Consider the following 15,428-nt stretch of genomic DNA (forward strand, 5'->3'; position numbering starts at 1 on the left):
TCAGCACTGCCGAACCAACGCGAACTGAGAGACCCCCAGGTACCCCGAGCGGAAACCCGCCTCCGAGTACGCCAGATAGAACTCCCACATCCGCCGGAATACCGCGTCGAACCCGAGCCCGGCGATCACGTCCGGCCGCGCGGTGAACTGCTCCCGCCAGAGCCGGAGCGTGCGAGCGTAGTCGGGCCCGAAGTCACGCCGACCGACGATCTCCAAGCCGGCCGAGCCGGCGGCGATCGTGCCGATCGCCTCGACCGACGGGATCAGCCCACCGGGAAAGATGTATTGATGGATCCACCCCTGCGCGTGCCGGGTCGCGAGCAGCCGGTCGTGCGGCATCGTGATCGACTGCAGGCCGAACCGCCCGCCCGGTGCGAGCAACCTGTCCACAGCCGCGAAGTACGCCGGCCAGTAGCGTTCGCCCACCGCCTCGATCATCTCCACGCTGACGATCGCGTCGTACTGCCCCCGGACGTCGCGGTAGTCGCACAACTCGACCTCGGCAGGGACGCCGGCCTGCGCGATCCGCTTCCGGGCGAGGTCGCGCTGCTCGGCAGACAACGTGATCGACCGGACCACGGCTCCCCGCGACGCCGCCTGGATGGCGAGCTCACCCCATCCGGTGCCGATCTCCAGCACCCGCGTACCGGACCGGACGCCGGCGAGGTCGAGGACACTGTCGATCTTGCGCCGCTGGGCCTCGGCCAGCGTGTCTCCGTCGGCGAACAACGCCGACGAATACGTCAGCGTCGGGTCGAGGAACGTTGCGAACAAGTCGTTCGACAGGTCGTAGTGGTGCGCGACATTCGCCTGTGCGCCGGCCCGATCGTTGCCCTGCGCAATGGGCCGCTCCACCCAGCGGCGGAATCGCTGCAGCACCGGTGGGACCAGCGTGGGCAGCCGGTGGGCGAACACCGTCAGTACGTCGGCCAGGTCGGAACCACTCCCCGGCCGCCAGTCCCCCGCCATGTACGCCTCGCCGAAGCCGATCTTCAGGTCGGCGCCGATCCGGTGGAAGAACGCGTCGGACCGGATCTCCAACTCCGGGCCATCGCCTCCGAGCCTCGTACCGTCCGGCAGCCGAACCGTGACCGGGAGGTCCCGGACCGCCCGGCGCAGGATCTGCCGGGCGACGGCGGCCCGGACGGGGCTGTTCGGCACTCGGGCGATTCCGGGCCAGCGATCCACGTCGACGAGGTGCAGCGCAGTCATTGGAGTCCCTCGACAGGGGTACGGCGAACAACGGGCAGCCGACGCAACCAGAGCCAGACGCCATGGGCACGGATCAGGGCCCACACCTGATACGGCACCAGTGCGGCGGCGGCGAGAGTCGCGAAGCGGACTGGACGCGGGCGGCCGGCGAAGGCGGCGCTGAAGACGCGCAGTCCGTCTTGGCACAGATCGATCACGACGTTGATCCGATCGCGGTCGAGCCGGAGCGTCACGTCGTACCGGCCGTTCACTGCGAAGAACGGCGAGACGTAGAACTCTTTGCGTAGCGAGAACCGGTCCGGGCGAGCCAGGTAGGCGTGGCGTTCGCCGTACGTGTTGTGCACCTCGAGGACCACCCAGCGCGGCTCATCCGCCGGACCGAGGCACCAGAACACCGTGAGTGGATTGAAGACATACCCGAGACTGCGTGCGTTCGCCAGCATCAGCACGCGGTCCTCCGACTCGAGCACTTCGCCGTGAGCGGTCGCGAAGGCTGCCACGTTCTCCCGCAGCGAGCGGGACGAATCGCCCAGGTGATCGCCCACCCGGAACGACGCGAGCGGCCGGTGGTCCGGCAGGTCGTCGAGGTCGACCAGCCACTGGTAGGTCCGGTGGCGGAACCGATGCCGCTTCGCGCCCCGCCGGCTGTGGCTCACGTGTCCCGGCACGATCGCCGGGACGCGCGGAATGCTCACCACCGGACACCGAACCGTGCCGCGGCCTCGACCCCCGAACGGCAACCGTCCTCGTGGAATCCCCAGCCGAGATGGGCTCCGGCGAATGCCAGCCTCGGTCCGCCTTCGTCCCGGAGGAAGCGACCGGCCGCCACCGATCCCGGGGTGAAGACCGGATGCGCGTACGTCATCCGGCTCACCACTGTCGCGGGATCCACCCAGCCGTCGGGATTGAGCGTGACCAAATACTGGTCGGCCGCATCGAGGCCTTGGAGGCGGTTCATCCAGTAGCTCACCAGCACCTGCGGCTCATCGGCCTGGCAGTCACGCATCCGGTAGTTCCACGAAGCCCGCATCCGATTCTTCGACGGCAGCACGGCCGGATCGGTGTGCAACCACGCCGGGTTCACCGAGTAGCTGAACGCCCCGAGCAGCGACTTCTCCGCCGGAGTCGGGTCGGCGAGCAGGTCGAGCGCGGTGTCGGCGTGCGTCGCCATGACCACGCGATCGAATTCGAGACAGCGGTTCGTGGTGAACACCGAGACGCCGTCGTCATGCCGGAGTACGGCGAGCGCCGGTGAACTCGTCCGTACGTCGCCGATCCGGGCGACGATCTCGTCGACGTACGTCTGGGACCCGCCGACGACCGTCCGCCAGGACGGCGAATCGCCGACGCGCAACATCCCGTGATGGTCGAGGAAGCGGAACAGGTACAGCGCGGGATAGCGACCGGCCGGACCCGAACCACAGGACCACACGCAGGAGACCAGCGGGATCGCGAAATGCCGGACGAAGTACGGCGAGAAGTTGTTCGCCCGGAGGAACCCGGCCCAGGTGCAGCCGTCGTCACCGGTGGCGAGCACCCGGCGCGCCTCGCGGTGGAAGCGTCGTACCTCGGTCAGCATCCGGACGAACCGATTGTCGACAATCTGCCGGCCGCCGACGATCGCCTTGGCGCCCCGGCCCCCGGCGTACTCGAGACCGCAGCCGTCGCAGTGGACGCTCATGGACATCTCCGTCGATCGCGTCGCGATGTCGAGCTCGCCGAAGAGCCTGCGCAGGTGCGGATACGTCCGCTCGTTGTGGACGATGAATCCGGAGTCGATCCGATGCGTCCGGCCGGCCCGATCGGCGACCTCGTGCGTATGCGCATGTCCGCCGGGCCGGTTGCCGGCCTCGAACACGGTGACCTGGTGGGTATGCCGCAGCAAGTAGGCCGCGGTCAGCCCGGATACACCCGCGCCGATGACGGCAACGGACGGCCGGTGTCCTTCCATACCTGAGCTCCTCACGCTTGGTACCCCTACTTCCGTGGCAAGCCGCCCAGCGGATGCACCTGGAACCGATGCATCCGCGGGAGGGGTCCCGGCGGAAGAGACAGACACACACCCCGACTCCAAGGAGGGTTCGATGTCTGTTCGCGAAATCGCCGCACTGATCGGCGGGGGTCTGCTGCTCGCCGGTGTACCGATGGCAAGCGCCCAGGCGGCCCCGGCCGCTACCGCGACCGTTTCGGTACTGCACGGCGTACCCGGCGCGACCGTCGACGTCTACGCCAACGGCGAGAAACTGCTCACCAACTTCACGCCCGGAACCCTCACCGACCCGCTGGAGCTGCCCGAGGGTGACTACGACCTCAAGGTCACGGCGGCCGGTAAGAGCGCCGCACTCATCCAGGCGAACGACGTCGCCGTACCCGGTGGCGCCAACGTGACCGTGGTCGCGCATCTCGATGCCGGTGGCAAGCCGGTGCTGACGCCGTTCGTCAACGACACGTCGAAGCTCGCCGCGGGTCAGGCGCGGCTGACGGTCCGGCACACGGCGGCCGCACCCGCCGTCGACGTCCGGGCCGGCGGGAAGCCTGTCTTCACCGGCCTGACGAATCCCAAGGAGGCGAAGGCCGATCTGCCGGCCGGGGCGGTCAACGCCGATGTGGTCCTCGCCGGTACGACGACGGTCGCCCTCGGCCCCGCCGACGTGAACCTGAAGGAGGGAACGAACACCATCATCTACGCGTGGGGCAGTGCACAGGCCAAGAACCTGAAGCTCGCGGTCCAGTCCATCTCCGGCCTGCACGGCAGTCCGTCCGGCGTTCCGGGTGGCACCGGAGGCCAGGCCGCCACGCAGCAGCCACCGGTCTGGCCGGCCATCGCTGCCGCCGTACTCGCCCTAGCGCTGGTGGGTGGCGGTGCAGCCGCCATCCGGGTCCGCTCGTGAGCCATACAGGCGGTGTGGCCGTCCTCGTGGCGGCCACACTCCTCGCGAGCGCCGGCTGCAGGTACCTCCCGACCATGGTCCGCACGCACGACGCCGCCGTACCAACGGTGGTACCAACGGTCGTCCCGACCCCCGTGCCGGTGCGCCTGGCGGTGAAGTCCGTCGGGATCGACGTACCCGTACTGCCCGTCGGTGTCGCCACTGACGGGCAGATGGAGCTACCGCCTGATCCGGCGGCGATCGGCTGGTACCGCTTCGGTCCCGGTCCCGCCGCCGACCAGGGCGCGGTGGTCCTCGGCGGCCACCTCGACAGCAAGCAGTACGGCGTCGGGCCGCTGGTCCGGCTGCGTAAGGTCCGGACCGGTCAGGTGGTCCGGATCTCGTCGTACGACGGACGCACCACGACGTACCGCGTCGATCACGTCCGCGAGATCCCCAAACGACGGCTGGTACTCGCGGACCTCTTCGATCGGGCCGGAACTCCCCGGCTTGTGATCATCACCTGCGGCGGACGCTACGAGCCGGACAACGGTGGATATCAGCAGAACCTGGTCGTCAGTGCGACGCGGATCTGACGTCTCGGCGACCGCTCGGGCTAGAGTCCGAGCCGTGACCACCATCGCCGGCGAACCCTCGCCGGCCGAGATCGCCAAGGGCTTCGCCGAGGGGCGCGAGGAAAGCCTCGCTGCCGCCTACCGGCGCTGGTCGCGCCTGGTCTACACGCTGGCGATCCGCGCGCTGGGTGACCAGCACGACGCCGAGGACGTCACCCAGCAGGTGTTCGTCTCGGCCTGGCGGAGCCGGCAGACATTCGACCCGGCGTCGGGGAGCCTGGGCTCCTGGCTGACCGGGATCACTCGGCACCGGATCGCGGACAGACTCGAGGCCAGGAGCCGCGACCGGCGCAATGCCGCCGCGGTCGGCGAGAGCCTGGCGCCGCAGCCGGTGGCCGATGACCAACTCGTGGACCGGGTGCTGCTGGCCGACGAACTCGACCGGATCGACGAACCGCGCCGGACCATCCTCCGGCTGGCTTTCTACGATGACCAGACCTACCCGCAGATCGCGGCGCGGCTGAACCTTCCACTCGGCACAGTGAAGAGTCACGCGCGACGAGGTTTGCTGTATCTGCGGGAGAGGTTGAAGGAGGTGAACAGTGACGCATCTTGACGAGGAAGTCCTGGCTCAGTGGGCCCTGGACGGATCCGAACCCGAGCCGGACGCGGCTGACCACCTCGCGACCTGCCCGCAATGCCAGGCGGCTCTCACGGAACTGCGCGAGCTGTCCGTGGGACTGCGCGCAACCCCCGAACTGGCCACCCCACCGGGACAGGTCTGGGATCGCATCACCGCCGAACTCGATCTCGCTCCGGCCACCGCCACCGCTACGCAGCGCGAGATCACCGCTGCAGGTGACGCCTGGGCCGGAAGCACCGCCGGTGACGCCGGGGTCGGGAGCAGCGCCGGTGACGCCGGGGTCGAGCGGCGACGTTCGTACGGTCGCGGCATCCTGACGCTGGCCGCGAGTGTGGCCGCGATCCTGGGCCTCGGGATCGGCCTCGGCACCGCAGGTCTCCTCAGCGCCGACGAGCAATCCCCACCAGTCGCCACGGTGCAGCTCGACCCGTTGCCCGGCAAGTCCGGCGGCGGCACCGCCGACCTGATCCAGTCCGGCCAAGAACTGCAGGTCTCCGTCACCGGCCTCGACGCACGGACCGGGTACTACGAACTCTGGCTGATCAACTCCGACGGCCAGCGGATGGTGTCACTCGGCGTCCTCGACCCCGGCCAGTCCGGCACGTACCGGATCCCGGACAACATGACCAGCCAGGGCTATCGCATCATCGACGTCTCGCTCGAACCGAACGACGGCAACCCGGTGCACTCCCGCGACAGCATCGTCAGGGGCACGTTGCCGAGTTGATACGTCGTACGCATGAAGTACGCCGGTTATTGGCATTGGACGAATGATTGGCGCCGTACATAGCCTCGCGGTAAGAGTCAGATCGCGAGGAGGATGTGTATGCGGAGTGTCAGGTTGGGGCGGACCGGAGAGCAGGTCAGTCAGCTGGCGCTGGGAGCGATGCTGATGGGTACGTCGACCGATGAGGCGACGTCGGTCGGGATGCTCGAGCGGTACCTGGAGGCTGGCGGGACGTTCATCGACACCGCTGACTGCTACGCCTGGTGGCCCGGGCCGGGCCTCACCGGCGGCGAGAGCGAGGAGCTCCTCGGGCGCTGGCTCGCGAAGAGCGGGAAGCGCGACGAGATCTTCCTGGCCACCAAGGGCAGCGCGTGGGTGCGGGACGCCGAGGCGATCCGGTCCGGGGACGGCAGCTACGAAACGATGGCCGCTCAGTGGGTCGGCGCCGGCGGCGACACGTTGCGGCAGGCGATCGACGGCAGCCTGCGCCGGCTGGGCACGGACCATGTCGATCTGTACTACGTCCATGTCGACGATCGGTCCACGCCGCTGGAGGAGACACTCGAGGCCCTCGCCGAGATCGTTGCCGCAGGCAAAGCCCGGTACATCGGCTGGTCGAACGTCCGGACCTGGCGGCTGGAGCGCATCCGTGCGCTGGCCGAGAAGAACGGCTGGCCGGCGCCGGTCGCCGTACAGCAGCAGCATTCGTACTTACGCCCGAAGGCAGGCCTCGACTCCCTGTCGAATGTTGAGTCGATTGTCGACGACGAGCAAGTCGACTATCTGCGTGCCAACGACGACCTGACCCTGGTGGCGTACTCGCCGATCCTGAAGGGCATCTACGACGACCCGGCGAAACGCGAGGGTCATCCGATCATGTCGTTGTACGCCGGTCCGGACGCCGACGCGAGGCTCGCCGCACTCACCGAGGTGGCCGCCGAGTTGGACGTCACCCCGAACCAGCTCGTCATCAGCTGGCTGCTCCACCAGACCGACCCCGAACTGATCACGCTGATGGGCCCGCGCACCCCCGAGCAACTCGAGACGGCCCTCGCCGCAAGTGACATCAAGCTCACCGAGGACCAGCTCGACCGCCTGGACAACGCCGGCGCCTGACCAGCTGGCCCTTACATGGCCGATTTGTTCAAGACGACCCCGGCGGTAGCTCGCTAACGTCGGGGTCATGAGCACCTCACGACACCTCAGCACACACATCGATCGACCCACCCAAGACGTGTACACCTACGCGTCCAACCCGGCGAACGTACCCGAGTGGGCGGCCGGACTGGGCGGATCGATCGAACAGGTCGACGGCGACTGGGTCGCCGACTCACCGATGGGACGAGTCGTCGTCAAGTTTGCCGAGAGCAACGAGTACGGCGTCGTGGACCACGAAGTGGCGCTGCCGTCGGGCGAGACCGTCTACAACCCGATGCGCGTCATCCCGGACGGCGACGGCTGCGAGGTCGTCTTCACCATCCGCCAGCGGCCGGACATGACCGATGACGACTTCGCTCGCGACGCCAACGCCGTACAGGCTGATCTACAGACCCTCAAGAAGCTGCTCGAAGGGAACTGACCTAGCGCTCTCCGGTGGTAATGTGCAGGCCATTTAGCAAATTGGCCGAACGTTGGGGCGAGACATCGGATGAGTCAGGACAGAGCCGTCGGCGGACGGACGGGCGATTCGTCGCTGCTGCGCAGGCTGAACCTCGCCGCCGCCCTGGGCGCCTTCCTCGAGGCGGAGACACTGACACTGCGCGAACTGCGCGCTGTCGTCGGCGTCTCCCGGCCGACCGCCGAGGACCTGCTCGCCGAACTGCTCGCCGAGGGACGGGTCGAGGAGACCACCCCGCCCCGCCAGCCGTCGGAGGCCCGGGGCGCCGGGCGGCCGGCCCGCTACTTCCGGTTCCGCGCCGAGTCCGGCTACGTGAGCGGCCTGGACATCGGGGCACACAAGGCGATGGCCGTGGTCACCGACCTGCGCGGCAGAACGCTCGCGACCCATCGCGTAGAACTCGACCCCGAGCTGCCTGCATCCGATCGCGTGCGGGCTGCGGTGGAGGCCGCCCACAGCAGCTGGGCCCAGGCCAATCTCGGACCGGCCGACATCACCGGCATCGCCTGCGGGGTGACCGGTGCACTCCGGGCCGCCGAGGGTGTGCACGACGTACGCGAAGGTCCGTTCGGCTCGGGGCTGGCGCCGTACTCACTGCCCGGTTTCACCGAGATCGACGTGGCCGGAGAGCTGTCGGCCGGGCTGGGAAAGCCCGTGGCCGTGGCGAACGACGTGAAGCTCGCGGCGTTGGCCGAGCACTGGAAGGGTGCGGCTCGCGAGTACCGGGACATCGTCTACATGTTCGCCGGTCACCGTGCGGGCGCCGGAGTACTGATCGACGGACAGGTGCACCAAGGCCGACATGGTGCGGCCGGTGAGATCGGCGTGTTCCCGATGCTGGGCTGGGAAGCGGCGATGGCTCGCCTGCACGCGCAGGGCGCCGTACTGGCCGACGAGCAAGGCGTCGGCCCCGGCAGCGAGGGCGAACTGGTGATCACCTCGGCGGCCCGGCAGGACCCGGAGAGTCTGGCGGTGCTGATCGAGTTCGCCGAGGCGCTCGCCCGCGGCGCGGCCGTGCTCGCGCTGGCGGTCGACCCCGAGGTGATCGTGCTCGGCGGCGGTATGTCCCGCGGCGGCGCGATCATCGCCGAGCCGTTCCGGCGCGAGCTGGCCAGGCTGACGCTGGTCCCGCTGGAGGTGATCACCTCGACGATGGGCGCCGACTCGGTCGCCCTCGGAGCTGCCCGGATGGCACTGGACACGGTGATCGCCGACCTGCTGGCGGTGCCTGGCAGCTGAACACTGGGTCTTGACCGCGCGCCGGACCGTTGAAAAGATCGGATCTCTCCCGAATAGGCAATCTAGTTGCCATTATTCCCGGAAGTGAGATCACCCGATGGTCTTCCGACTTGCCCGACGCCGGCGGGGCTTCGCCGTCGGCGCCCTAGCGCTGGCCGTGCTCGCCGCACTGCTCAGCACCACCCCCGCCCGGGCGGAGGTCGAGCATCCGCGCCAGCAGTGGCTGCGCGACTCCACCGCCGGACTGTTCCTGCACTGGGGCATGTTCACCGCGCCCCGGCACACCGACTGCGCCTCCTGGGAGCGCGATGTCACCGCCGGCGGCTGGAGCGCCGACTACTGGGTCGACGAGGCGCGCAAGCTGCACGCGTCGTACATCGTGCTGGCCACCTTCCACAGCCGCCTCGGCTACGCCAAGCCGTGGCCGTCGGCCATCCCCGGCAGTTGCTCCACGCAACGAGACTTCCTCGGCGAACTGGTCGCCGCCGGCAAGGCCAAGGGCGTCCACGTTCTGCTCTACATGACCGACGATCCGCAGTGGCACAACGAGGTGCCGGGGGTTCAGACGCTCGATTCGGCGGCCTACTCGACGTACAAGGGACAGCAGGTGGATCTGACCACGCGGGACGGGTTCGGCATGTACAGCTACGACCTGTTCCACGAGGTGATGGACAACTATCCCGACCTGTCCGGCTTCTGGATCGACAACGACAACGCCTACTGGGAACGCAACGGACTCTACGAGCAGATCCGGGAGAAACGCCCGACCTGGTTGCTCAGCAACAACAACGAAGACACGCCGATCATGGACACCGTCAGCAACGAGCAGAAGACGGGCATCACGCCGGCGTACGACTATCCACAGGCGACCTTCACCCCGATGCCGCGGCTGGTCGAGGCGGACTACAAACTGCCGACCGTCGGCCAGTGGTGGTACGACGGCAACGACAGCGCGGTCGACTACGGCCTGAGCGTCGGCCGGTACGTCGCCAACGCGGGCTCCTCGATCAAGTCGCTGATGGCCGAGACCGCGATGGTGAACGGCAAATTCCCGGCACAACAGGAGAACTTCAACAACTTCATGGCCCAGTGGCTGCCACCGATCTGGTCGTCGCTGGAGAAGACCAACGGCGGCGGGTACATGTACGGCGGCCTGCAGCCGGGCTTCTGGAACGACGGCGCGCACGGCGTGATCACCCTCGCCGACAACGCGCGCACGCAGTACGTGCACGTGCTGACCAAGCCGAAGTCGCAGGACCTGGTGAGGCTTCGGGACAACGGCTACCGGGTCACCGGGGTCACGGACGTCCGGACCGGCAAGCAGTTCCGCTTCAACCAGTCCGGCGGCTACCTCAGCATCCTGGGCATCACCGATTGGGACACCTACGACACCGTCTTCAAGGTGACCACGGCCGGGCAGGAGGGCCTCTACCCGCAATCGATTCTGAAGGCGACGGCCACCGCAGGCGACTCCGCGTCCAACCTGGTCGACGGCAGTTACTCGAGCTACTGGGATGCCAAGGGTCAACTCCCGGTCTCGGTGACGCTCGACCTCGGCCGTGCGCGCAAGGCGACGTACCTGGCGGTGAACCAGACGGAATGGTCGCCGACCCACGCGCGTGAGTCCTTCGGCCGTCCGGAAGACTCCGCGCGGATCAAGGACTACCGGGTGTCGGTGAGCGTCGACGGCAAGGACTGGAAGTCCGTACGAACCAGCGCGATGCCGAGTCGGCGTGGCGTGCAGTTCGTTGATATCGGCAACCAGCTCGCCCGCTACATCAAGCTGGACGTGCTGAACACCTGGTCAGGTCCGCAGGCGCCGCCCTTCTACAAGCAGCTCCGGATCGACGAGATCAAGGTCGGCTACGCCTACCCGACGAATCTCTCGAACCCACTGCCTCTCGAGGCCGAGTCCCGGGACAACACCCTCAGCGGCAAGGCCCGCATCGATCTCTGCGCAGCCTGCTCCGGCTCCGCCCAGGTCACCGGCCTCGACCGCGGCAGCGTCACCTATCGAGGCGTCGAGGCTCCCACCGACGGCATCTACCGCCTCCAGCTCAACGGTACGACGTCAGCCGCCGGCTCGTTCTCGGTCAGCGTCAATGGCGGTGCGCCGATCACGGCATCGCTGGACGCCGGCAACTCCGATGTCCCCGGCAGTACGGCGATCGCCGTACCTCTGAAGGCTGGTTCGAACACGATCCAGGTGTCGGGAACGGCGGCGCTCGACCGGATCGCGGTGGGTCCGATGCCGCCGGCGTCGTACGTGCCAAAGACGACCATGACGGTGAAGCCGTCGGGTGTGGTCTGGGTCGGTCCAGGGCAGCAGTCGGTGGACATCTCGGCCGAGCTGCGGCTGGACGAGGACTCGGTCGACAACGTGCGGATGACCCCGGTCGCACCGTCGGGCTGGACGGTGACTGGCAGTCCGGTGACCAAGGCTGGATTGCGTACTGGTCAGACAATTGCCGGTTCCTGGCAGCTCACCGGTCCGTCCGGTGGTCAGACCGGTCCGGTGCAAGTGCCGGTCGAGGTCACGTTCGAGACCGTCGGGATGCCGAAGAAGGTGTCGAAGGTGGTCCCGATCCAGGTGCGTCCGGCGGACCGGCTGTTCATGCGCGAGGCCGAGAGCTCGCTCAACCAGATCGGCAGCGCCGGCATCACGAGCTGCTCGGCCTGCTCGGGCAGCCAGAAGGTCCGCAACCTCGGTGGTTCGGATGACGCCCACGTGGTCTTCCCGGATGTCACCGTGGACCAGGCCGGCCAGTACACGCTCTACCTCGAGTACACCGTGAACGGGACCCGCTCGTACTTCGTCTCCGTCAACGGCGGGACACCGGTCGAGGCTTCGGTCACCGGCATTGGCAACTCGACCGTCCAAACCGTCACCGTGCCGGTGAACCTTCAGGCCGGCGCCAACACCATCAGGATCTTCAACACCGAAGACTCCGCCCCTGACCTCGACCGCATCTCCATCGGCTGACTTCGAGGCCACGCACGCCCCGCGCCCGCACTCAGCCGGGCGCGGGGCCGGTGGTCGAGCGGATGACGAGCTCGGGCTCGAGGACGAGTTCGCGGTCGAGTACGGCGCCGGCCGCCGTCCTTGCGATGATGCGATCGACCGCCAGGCGGGCCATTTCCTGGGGTAGTTGTTGCACGCTGGTGAGGTCGATGCCGGGGCCGCGGGCCAGGGCACTGTCGTCGAAGCCGATGATCGAGATCTCTCCGGGGACGTCGATCCCCTGCTGCCCGAGCACGCTCATCGCGGCGGCGGCGATGTCGTCGTTGAAGGCGATGACGGCGGTCGGCAGCCCGGCGTCGTCGTCGAGCATCGCCCGGGCCGCGCGCTGCCCGTCCAGCTGGTCCTCACCGTCACACCTGACGACGCGAATCTCCTTGGTCAGGCGGTGTGCGCGCATGGCTTTCACATACGCGTCGCGTCGGGAGACCGCGACAAGTCCGTCTCCGCCTTGGAGATGGGCGATCCGGCGGTGACCCAGCTCGACGAGATGCTGCACCGCCAACGCCATCCCGTGCTCGTCCGACGTACGCACGATGTCGACGTCGGGATGGTCGACGTGCCAGCCCATCACCACCAGCGGCACGTTTCCTGCCAGCATCGGCTCGGCGACCGGCGGGCCCAGCATGATCAGGGCGTCGAACCGGAAGTCGTGGAGTGAGGCCAGCGCGCGCTTCTCGTCCCGGCTGGTGGTGAGAGCGCTGAGGACGAGATCCCAGCCGCGCTCCTCGGCGGCCGTGTAGAGGCCGTCGATGAGCTCCAGGTGGAACCGGCCCGCGCGCCCGAACAGAACCCCGATGGTGTGCGCCTTGAGACTCGCCAGCGCGCGAGCCCGAACATCCGGGCGGTAACCGAGTTGGTCCGCGACCGCGAGGATCCGTTGCCGGCTCTGCTGACTCGCGCCCGGGGCATCCCGCATGACGATCGAGACCAGCGCCGGTGAGACCCCCGCACGCTGGGCCACGTCCGCGAGCGTGACCCGCCGGCGCGGCCACGGCTGGTCGTCCGCCACGTCCCACCACCTCCCGGTCACCCGCGTCGGCTCACCGTAGCGCACCCACGGCAGTACTACCCGAGCATGCGGCCTATAGCGCTCTAGGTCAACGACTCTAGAGCGCTATAGAAGATTACAACGAAGGAACTTCTAGAGCGCTCTAAAATGTCATAACAAAGTATTGACAAGGCCGAAATGTGTCGGTTCCCTGGTGACTGGCGCCACACCCCAGCAACAGATCCGGCCGCCGCTGCCGAAGTGCCGAGGCCGGACTCCAGGAAGGGATCACTCATGCGCACCAGATGGGCCCGCACGGCTCTCGGCGCGGTCGCGGTGGCGGCCTTGCTCCTCACCAGCGCCTGCAACAGCGGCAAACCCTCCGGCAGCACCTCGGATGCTGCCGATGCCGACGCCGGCACCACCGCCAAGGCGGCCGCGGACACCGGCAAGACCGCGATCTTCGTCATCGGCGGCAAGTCGGACGACCCGTTCTGGTCGAAGGTGAAACGCGGCGTCGACGACGCGGCCAAGGTGGTCCAGGCCCAGGGCGGCTCGGTGACCTTCCTCGGGCCGCAGAACTACGACAACCTCGGCCCGGACGCGGCCAAGCTGATCGACTCGGCACTCAGCCAGGGCGCGACCGCGGTGATCGGGCCCGACTGGGTGCCCGAGGCCGAGGACGCCGCCTTCAAACGCGTCGTCGGCAAAGGCGTCCCGCTGATTCTCTACAACGCGGGTGGTATCGAGGCGGCGGACCGCCTGGGCGCCCTCAACTACATCGGCAGCGACGAATACACCGCGGGTAAGGCGGGCGGTGAGTTCCTGGGCAAACAGGGCGCCAAGAACGTGCTCTGCGTCAACACGCTCCCGGGCGCGGCGAACACCGAGTCGCGCTGCCGCGGTGTCGCGGACGGTGTCAAGGCCGGCGGCGGGAACTCGAAGCAGCTGCCGATGCCGTCGTCCAACTTCGGCAACCCGACCGCGGTCGCACAGGGCATCAAGGCGGCCCTGCTGAAGGACGACACCATCGACGGCGTCGTGACCATCAGCACCCCGGACGCCGACAGCGCCGCCAGCGGCATCCAGCAGGCCGGTGTCGGCGACAAGGTCAAGCTCGGCACGTTCGACATGGACGAGTCGCAGCTCAGCCGGATCAAGGACGGCAAGCAGCTGTTCTCGATCGATCAGCAGCCGTACATGCAGGGCTACCTGGCGGTGTCGATGGCCAACGGCTACCTCAAGTACGGCCTCGAACTACCGCAGCGCCCGCTGCTCACCGGCCCGGCCATCATCAGCGCGGACAACGTCGACTCGGCGATCGCCGGCGCGAAGGCCGGCGTCCGCTGACCCCCTGACCGGCGACGGGGCCACTCTGCCACCGGCCCCGTCGCCTCCCTCTCGCTCCCCTCGCCCCACCACTCGCCCTTCCTCTCACCCGGACGGACCCATTCGAAGGTGGTATCCCACATGACAGTCCAATTGGCCGAACCGTCGCCTGCGAAATCGCAGGCCGGGTCCGGCGCCCGCTCCGGGGCGTCGGTCGGCGACCTGGCCCGCCGGCCGGAGACCGGCGCCCTGATCGGCACGATCAGTGTCTTCGTCTTCTTCGCGATCTTCGGCGGCGGACAGTTCCTGTCCGCCGGCGGTGCCGCGAGCTGGCTCAACGTCGCCGCCGAACTCGGCATCATCGCGATCCCGGTCGGCCTGCTGATGGTCGCGGGTGAGCTGGATCTGTCCGTCGGCTCGGTCCTGGCGTCGAGTTCGATGACAGTGGCGATCATCTCCGGCTACTGGGGAGCACCGGTGATCGTCGGCATCGTGGCCGCGCTCGCGCTCGGCCTGGCCGTCGGCTTCCTGAACGGCCTGCTGGTGACCCGGACGAACGTCCCGTCGTTCATCGTCACCCTCGCGACGCTGTCCGGACTCTCCGGCCTCACCCTCGGCCTGTCCCGGGTCATCACCGGTACGACGAGCGTCGCCATCGACCCCGGCCAGCCGGCCAAGCAACTGCTGGGCACGCTGGTGGGCGGCAAGTTCGAGGTCGCGATCTTCTGGTGGATCGCCGCGGTGCTCGTGGTCGGCTGGCTGCTGCACGTCAGCCCGTACGGCAACTGGGTCTTCGCCGTCGGCGGCGACAAGGAGAGCGCCCGCGCCACCGGCATCCCGGTCCAGGGGGTGAAGATCACGCTCTTCATGGCCTCGGGGCTCGGAGCCGCGTCGGTCGGTGTCATCCAGACCATGCTCTACAACAGCGCCCAGGTGGCGAACGGCCAGTCCTTCGTCTTCAACTCGATCATCGCGGTCGTCATCGGCGGTGTGCTGCTGACCGGTGGCTACGGCTCGGTCCTCGGCATCGTGCTCGGCACCCTCACCTTCGCGATCGTCAGCCAGGGCATCTACTACACCGGCTGGAACTCCGACTGGGCCGCGCTGATCCTCGGTGTGCTGATCCTGGCCGCCGTACTGATGAACAACACATTCCGGCGGATGGCGCTGTCCACTGCGCCTCGCACGAAGAGGAAGGGCTGATC

The 15,428-nt window shown here is 68.2% G+C and carries 14 protein-coding genes; 10 read left to right on the forward strand and 4 right to left on the reverse strand.

Annotated elements, in window-relative coordinates:
- Genes EV652_RS20595 through EV652_RS20605 form a run of 3 tightly spaced genes read right to left on the reverse strand, consistent with a single transcriptional unit; the run spans position 1 to position 3,163 of the window.
- A complete protein-coding gene (locus tag EV652_RS20595; RefSeq protein WP_132210822.1) occupies positions 1-1,212 on the reverse strand; it encodes an SAM-dependent methyltransferase in 1,212 nt (403 codons plus the stop codon).
- Positions 1,209-1,907, reverse strand: a complete 699-nt coding sequence (locus EV652_RS20600; RefSeq protein WP_242001888.1) for a DUF1365 domain-containing protein — start codon at positions 1,905-1,907, stop codon at positions 1,209-1,211. Before EV652_RS20600 ends, EV652_RS20595 begins: the two co-directional genes overlap by 4 nt.
- Positions 1,904-3,163: an NAD(P)/FAD-dependent oxidoreductase gene (locus EV652_RS20605; protein ID WP_132210823.1), complete on the reverse strand. Its 1,260-nt coding sequence runs from the start codon at positions 3,161-3,163 to the stop codon at positions 1,904-1,906. The genes EV652_RS20600 and EV652_RS20605 overlap by 4 nt, the downstream gene beginning before the upstream one ends.
- A gap of 133 nt (positions 3,164-3,296) precedes the next feature.
- Here EV652_RS20605 and EV652_RS20610 point away from each other — a divergent pair, with 133 nt between their 5' ends.
- The 8 genes from EV652_RS20610 to EV652_RS20645 all read left to right on the forward strand — a co-directional run bounded on the left by EV652_RS20610 (position 3,297) and on the right by EV652_RS20645 (position 11,867).
- Positions 3,297-4,103, forward strand: coding sequence for a DUF4397 domain-containing protein (locus tag EV652_RS20610; RefSeq protein ID WP_132210824.1), 807 nt, complete (start codon positions 3,297-3,299; stop codon positions 4,101-4,103).
- 14 nt (positions 4,104-4,117) lie between these two features.
- The gene (locus tag EV652_RS20615; RefSeq protein WP_132210825.1) at positions 4,118-4,678 is read left to right on the forward strand and encodes a class F sortase; all 561 of its coding nucleotides are present in this window, start codon (positions 4,118-4,120) and stop codon (positions 4,676-4,678) included.
- Between the two features lie 34 nt (positions 4,679-4,712).
- Positions 4,713-5,273 (forward strand): sigma-70 family RNA polymerase sigma factor, encoded by a 561-nt coding sequence (locus EV652_RS20620; protein ID WP_132210826.1) that lies wholly within the window; start codon positions 4,713-4,715, stop codon positions 5,271-5,273.
- Positions 5,260-6,027 carry an anti-sigma factor gene (locus EV652_RS20625; RefSeq protein ID WP_132210827.1) on the forward strand — a complete coding sequence of 256 codons (768 nt, stop codon included), beginning with the start codon at positions 5,260-5,262 and terminating at the stop codon, positions 6,025-6,027. The genes EV652_RS20620 and EV652_RS20625 overlap by 14 nt, the downstream gene beginning before the upstream one ends.
- Positions 6,028-6,126: 99 nt before the next feature.
- Positions 6,127-7,143 (forward strand): aldo/keto reductase, encoded by a 1,017-nt coding sequence (locus EV652_RS20630; protein WP_132210828.1) that lies wholly within the window; start codon positions 6,127-6,129, stop codon positions 7,141-7,143.
- A 67-nt stretch (positions 7,144-7,210) separates the two neighbouring features.
- Positions 7,211-7,606 (forward strand): SRPBCC family protein, encoded by a 396-nt coding sequence (locus EV652_RS20635; protein WP_132210829.1) that lies wholly within the window; start codon positions 7,211-7,213, stop codon positions 7,604-7,606.
- A 69-nt stretch (positions 7,607-7,675) separates the two neighbouring features.
- Positions 7,676-8,884: an ROK family protein gene (locus EV652_RS20640; RefSeq protein ID WP_132210830.1), complete on the forward strand. Its 1,209-nt coding sequence runs from the start codon at positions 7,676-7,678 to the stop codon at positions 8,882-8,884.
- A gap of 97 nt (positions 8,885-8,981) precedes the next feature.
- Positions 8,982-11,867: a CBM35 domain-containing protein gene (locus EV652_RS20645; protein ID WP_132210831.1), complete on the forward strand. Its 2,886-nt coding sequence runs from the start codon at positions 8,982-8,984 to the stop codon at positions 11,865-11,867.
- Between the two features lie 31 nt (positions 11,868-11,898).
- Here the strand turns inward: EV652_RS20645 and EV652_RS20650 are convergent, their stop codons facing one another.
- The gene (locus EV652_RS20650) at positions 11,899-12,915 is read right to left on the reverse strand and encodes a LacI family DNA-binding transcriptional regulator (protein WP_242001889.1); all 1,017 of its coding nucleotides are present in this window, start codon (positions 12,913-12,915) and stop codon (positions 11,899-11,901) included.
- A gap of 273 nt (positions 12,916-13,188) precedes the next feature.
- Here EV652_RS20650 and EV652_RS20655 point away from each other — a divergent pair, with 273 nt between their 5' ends.
- Positions 13,189-14,244, forward strand: a complete 1,056-nt coding sequence (locus EV652_RS20655; protein ID WP_132210832.1) for a sugar ABC transporter substrate-binding protein — start codon at positions 13,189-13,191, stop codon at positions 14,242-14,244.
- A gap of 120 nt (positions 14,245-14,364) precedes the next feature.
- Positions 14,365-15,426: an ABC transporter permease gene (locus EV652_RS20660; protein WP_132210833.1), complete on the forward strand. Its 1,062-nt coding sequence runs from the start codon at positions 14,365-14,367 to the stop codon at positions 15,424-15,426.
- The last annotated feature ends 2 nt before the right edge of the window (positions 15,427-15,428 follow it).

It is taken from the genome of Kribbella steppae (assembly GCF_004342025.1).
Taxonomy (GTDB): domain Bacteria; phylum Actinomycetota; class Actinomycetes; order Propionibacteriales; family Kribbellaceae; genus Kribbella; species Kribbella steppae.

Bases quoted from the DNA above. Each gene is read 5' to 3' on its own strand.
- EV652_RS20595 (WP_132210822.1), bottom strand. From the start codon at position 1,212: ATGACTGCGCTGCACCTCGTCGACGTGGATCGCTGGCCCGGAATCGCC.
- EV652_RS20605 (WP_132210823.1), bottom strand. From the start codon at position 3,163: ATGGAAGGACACCGGCCGTCCGTTGCCGTCATCGGCGCGGGTGTATCC.
- EV652_RS20610 (WP_132210824.1), top strand. From the start codon at position 3,297: ATGTCTGTTCGCGAAATCGCCGCACTGATCGGCGGGGGTCTGCTGCTC.
- EV652_RS20630 (WP_132210828.1), top strand. From the start codon at position 6,127: ATGCGGAGTGTCAGGTTGGGGCGGACCGGAGAGCAGGTCAGTCAGCTG.
- EV652_RS20635 (WP_132210829.1), top strand. From the start codon at position 7,211: ATGAGCACCTCACGACACCTCAGCACACACATCGATCGACCCACCCAA.
- EV652_RS20640 (WP_132210830.1), top strand. From the start codon at position 7,676: ATGAGTCAGGACAGAGCCGTCGGCGGACGGACGGGCGATTCGTCGCTG.
- EV652_RS20645 (WP_132210831.1), top strand. From the start codon at position 8,982: ATGGTCTTCCGACTTGCCCGACGCCGGCGGGGCTTCGCCGTCGGCGCC.
- EV652_RS20655 (WP_132210832.1), top strand. From the start codon at position 13,189: ATGCGCACCAGATGGGCCCGCACGGCTCTCGGCGCGGTCGCGGTGGCG.
- EV652_RS20660 (WP_132210833.1), top strand. From the start codon at position 14,365: ATGACAGTCCAATTGGCCGAACCGTCGCCTGCGAAATCGCAGGCCGGG.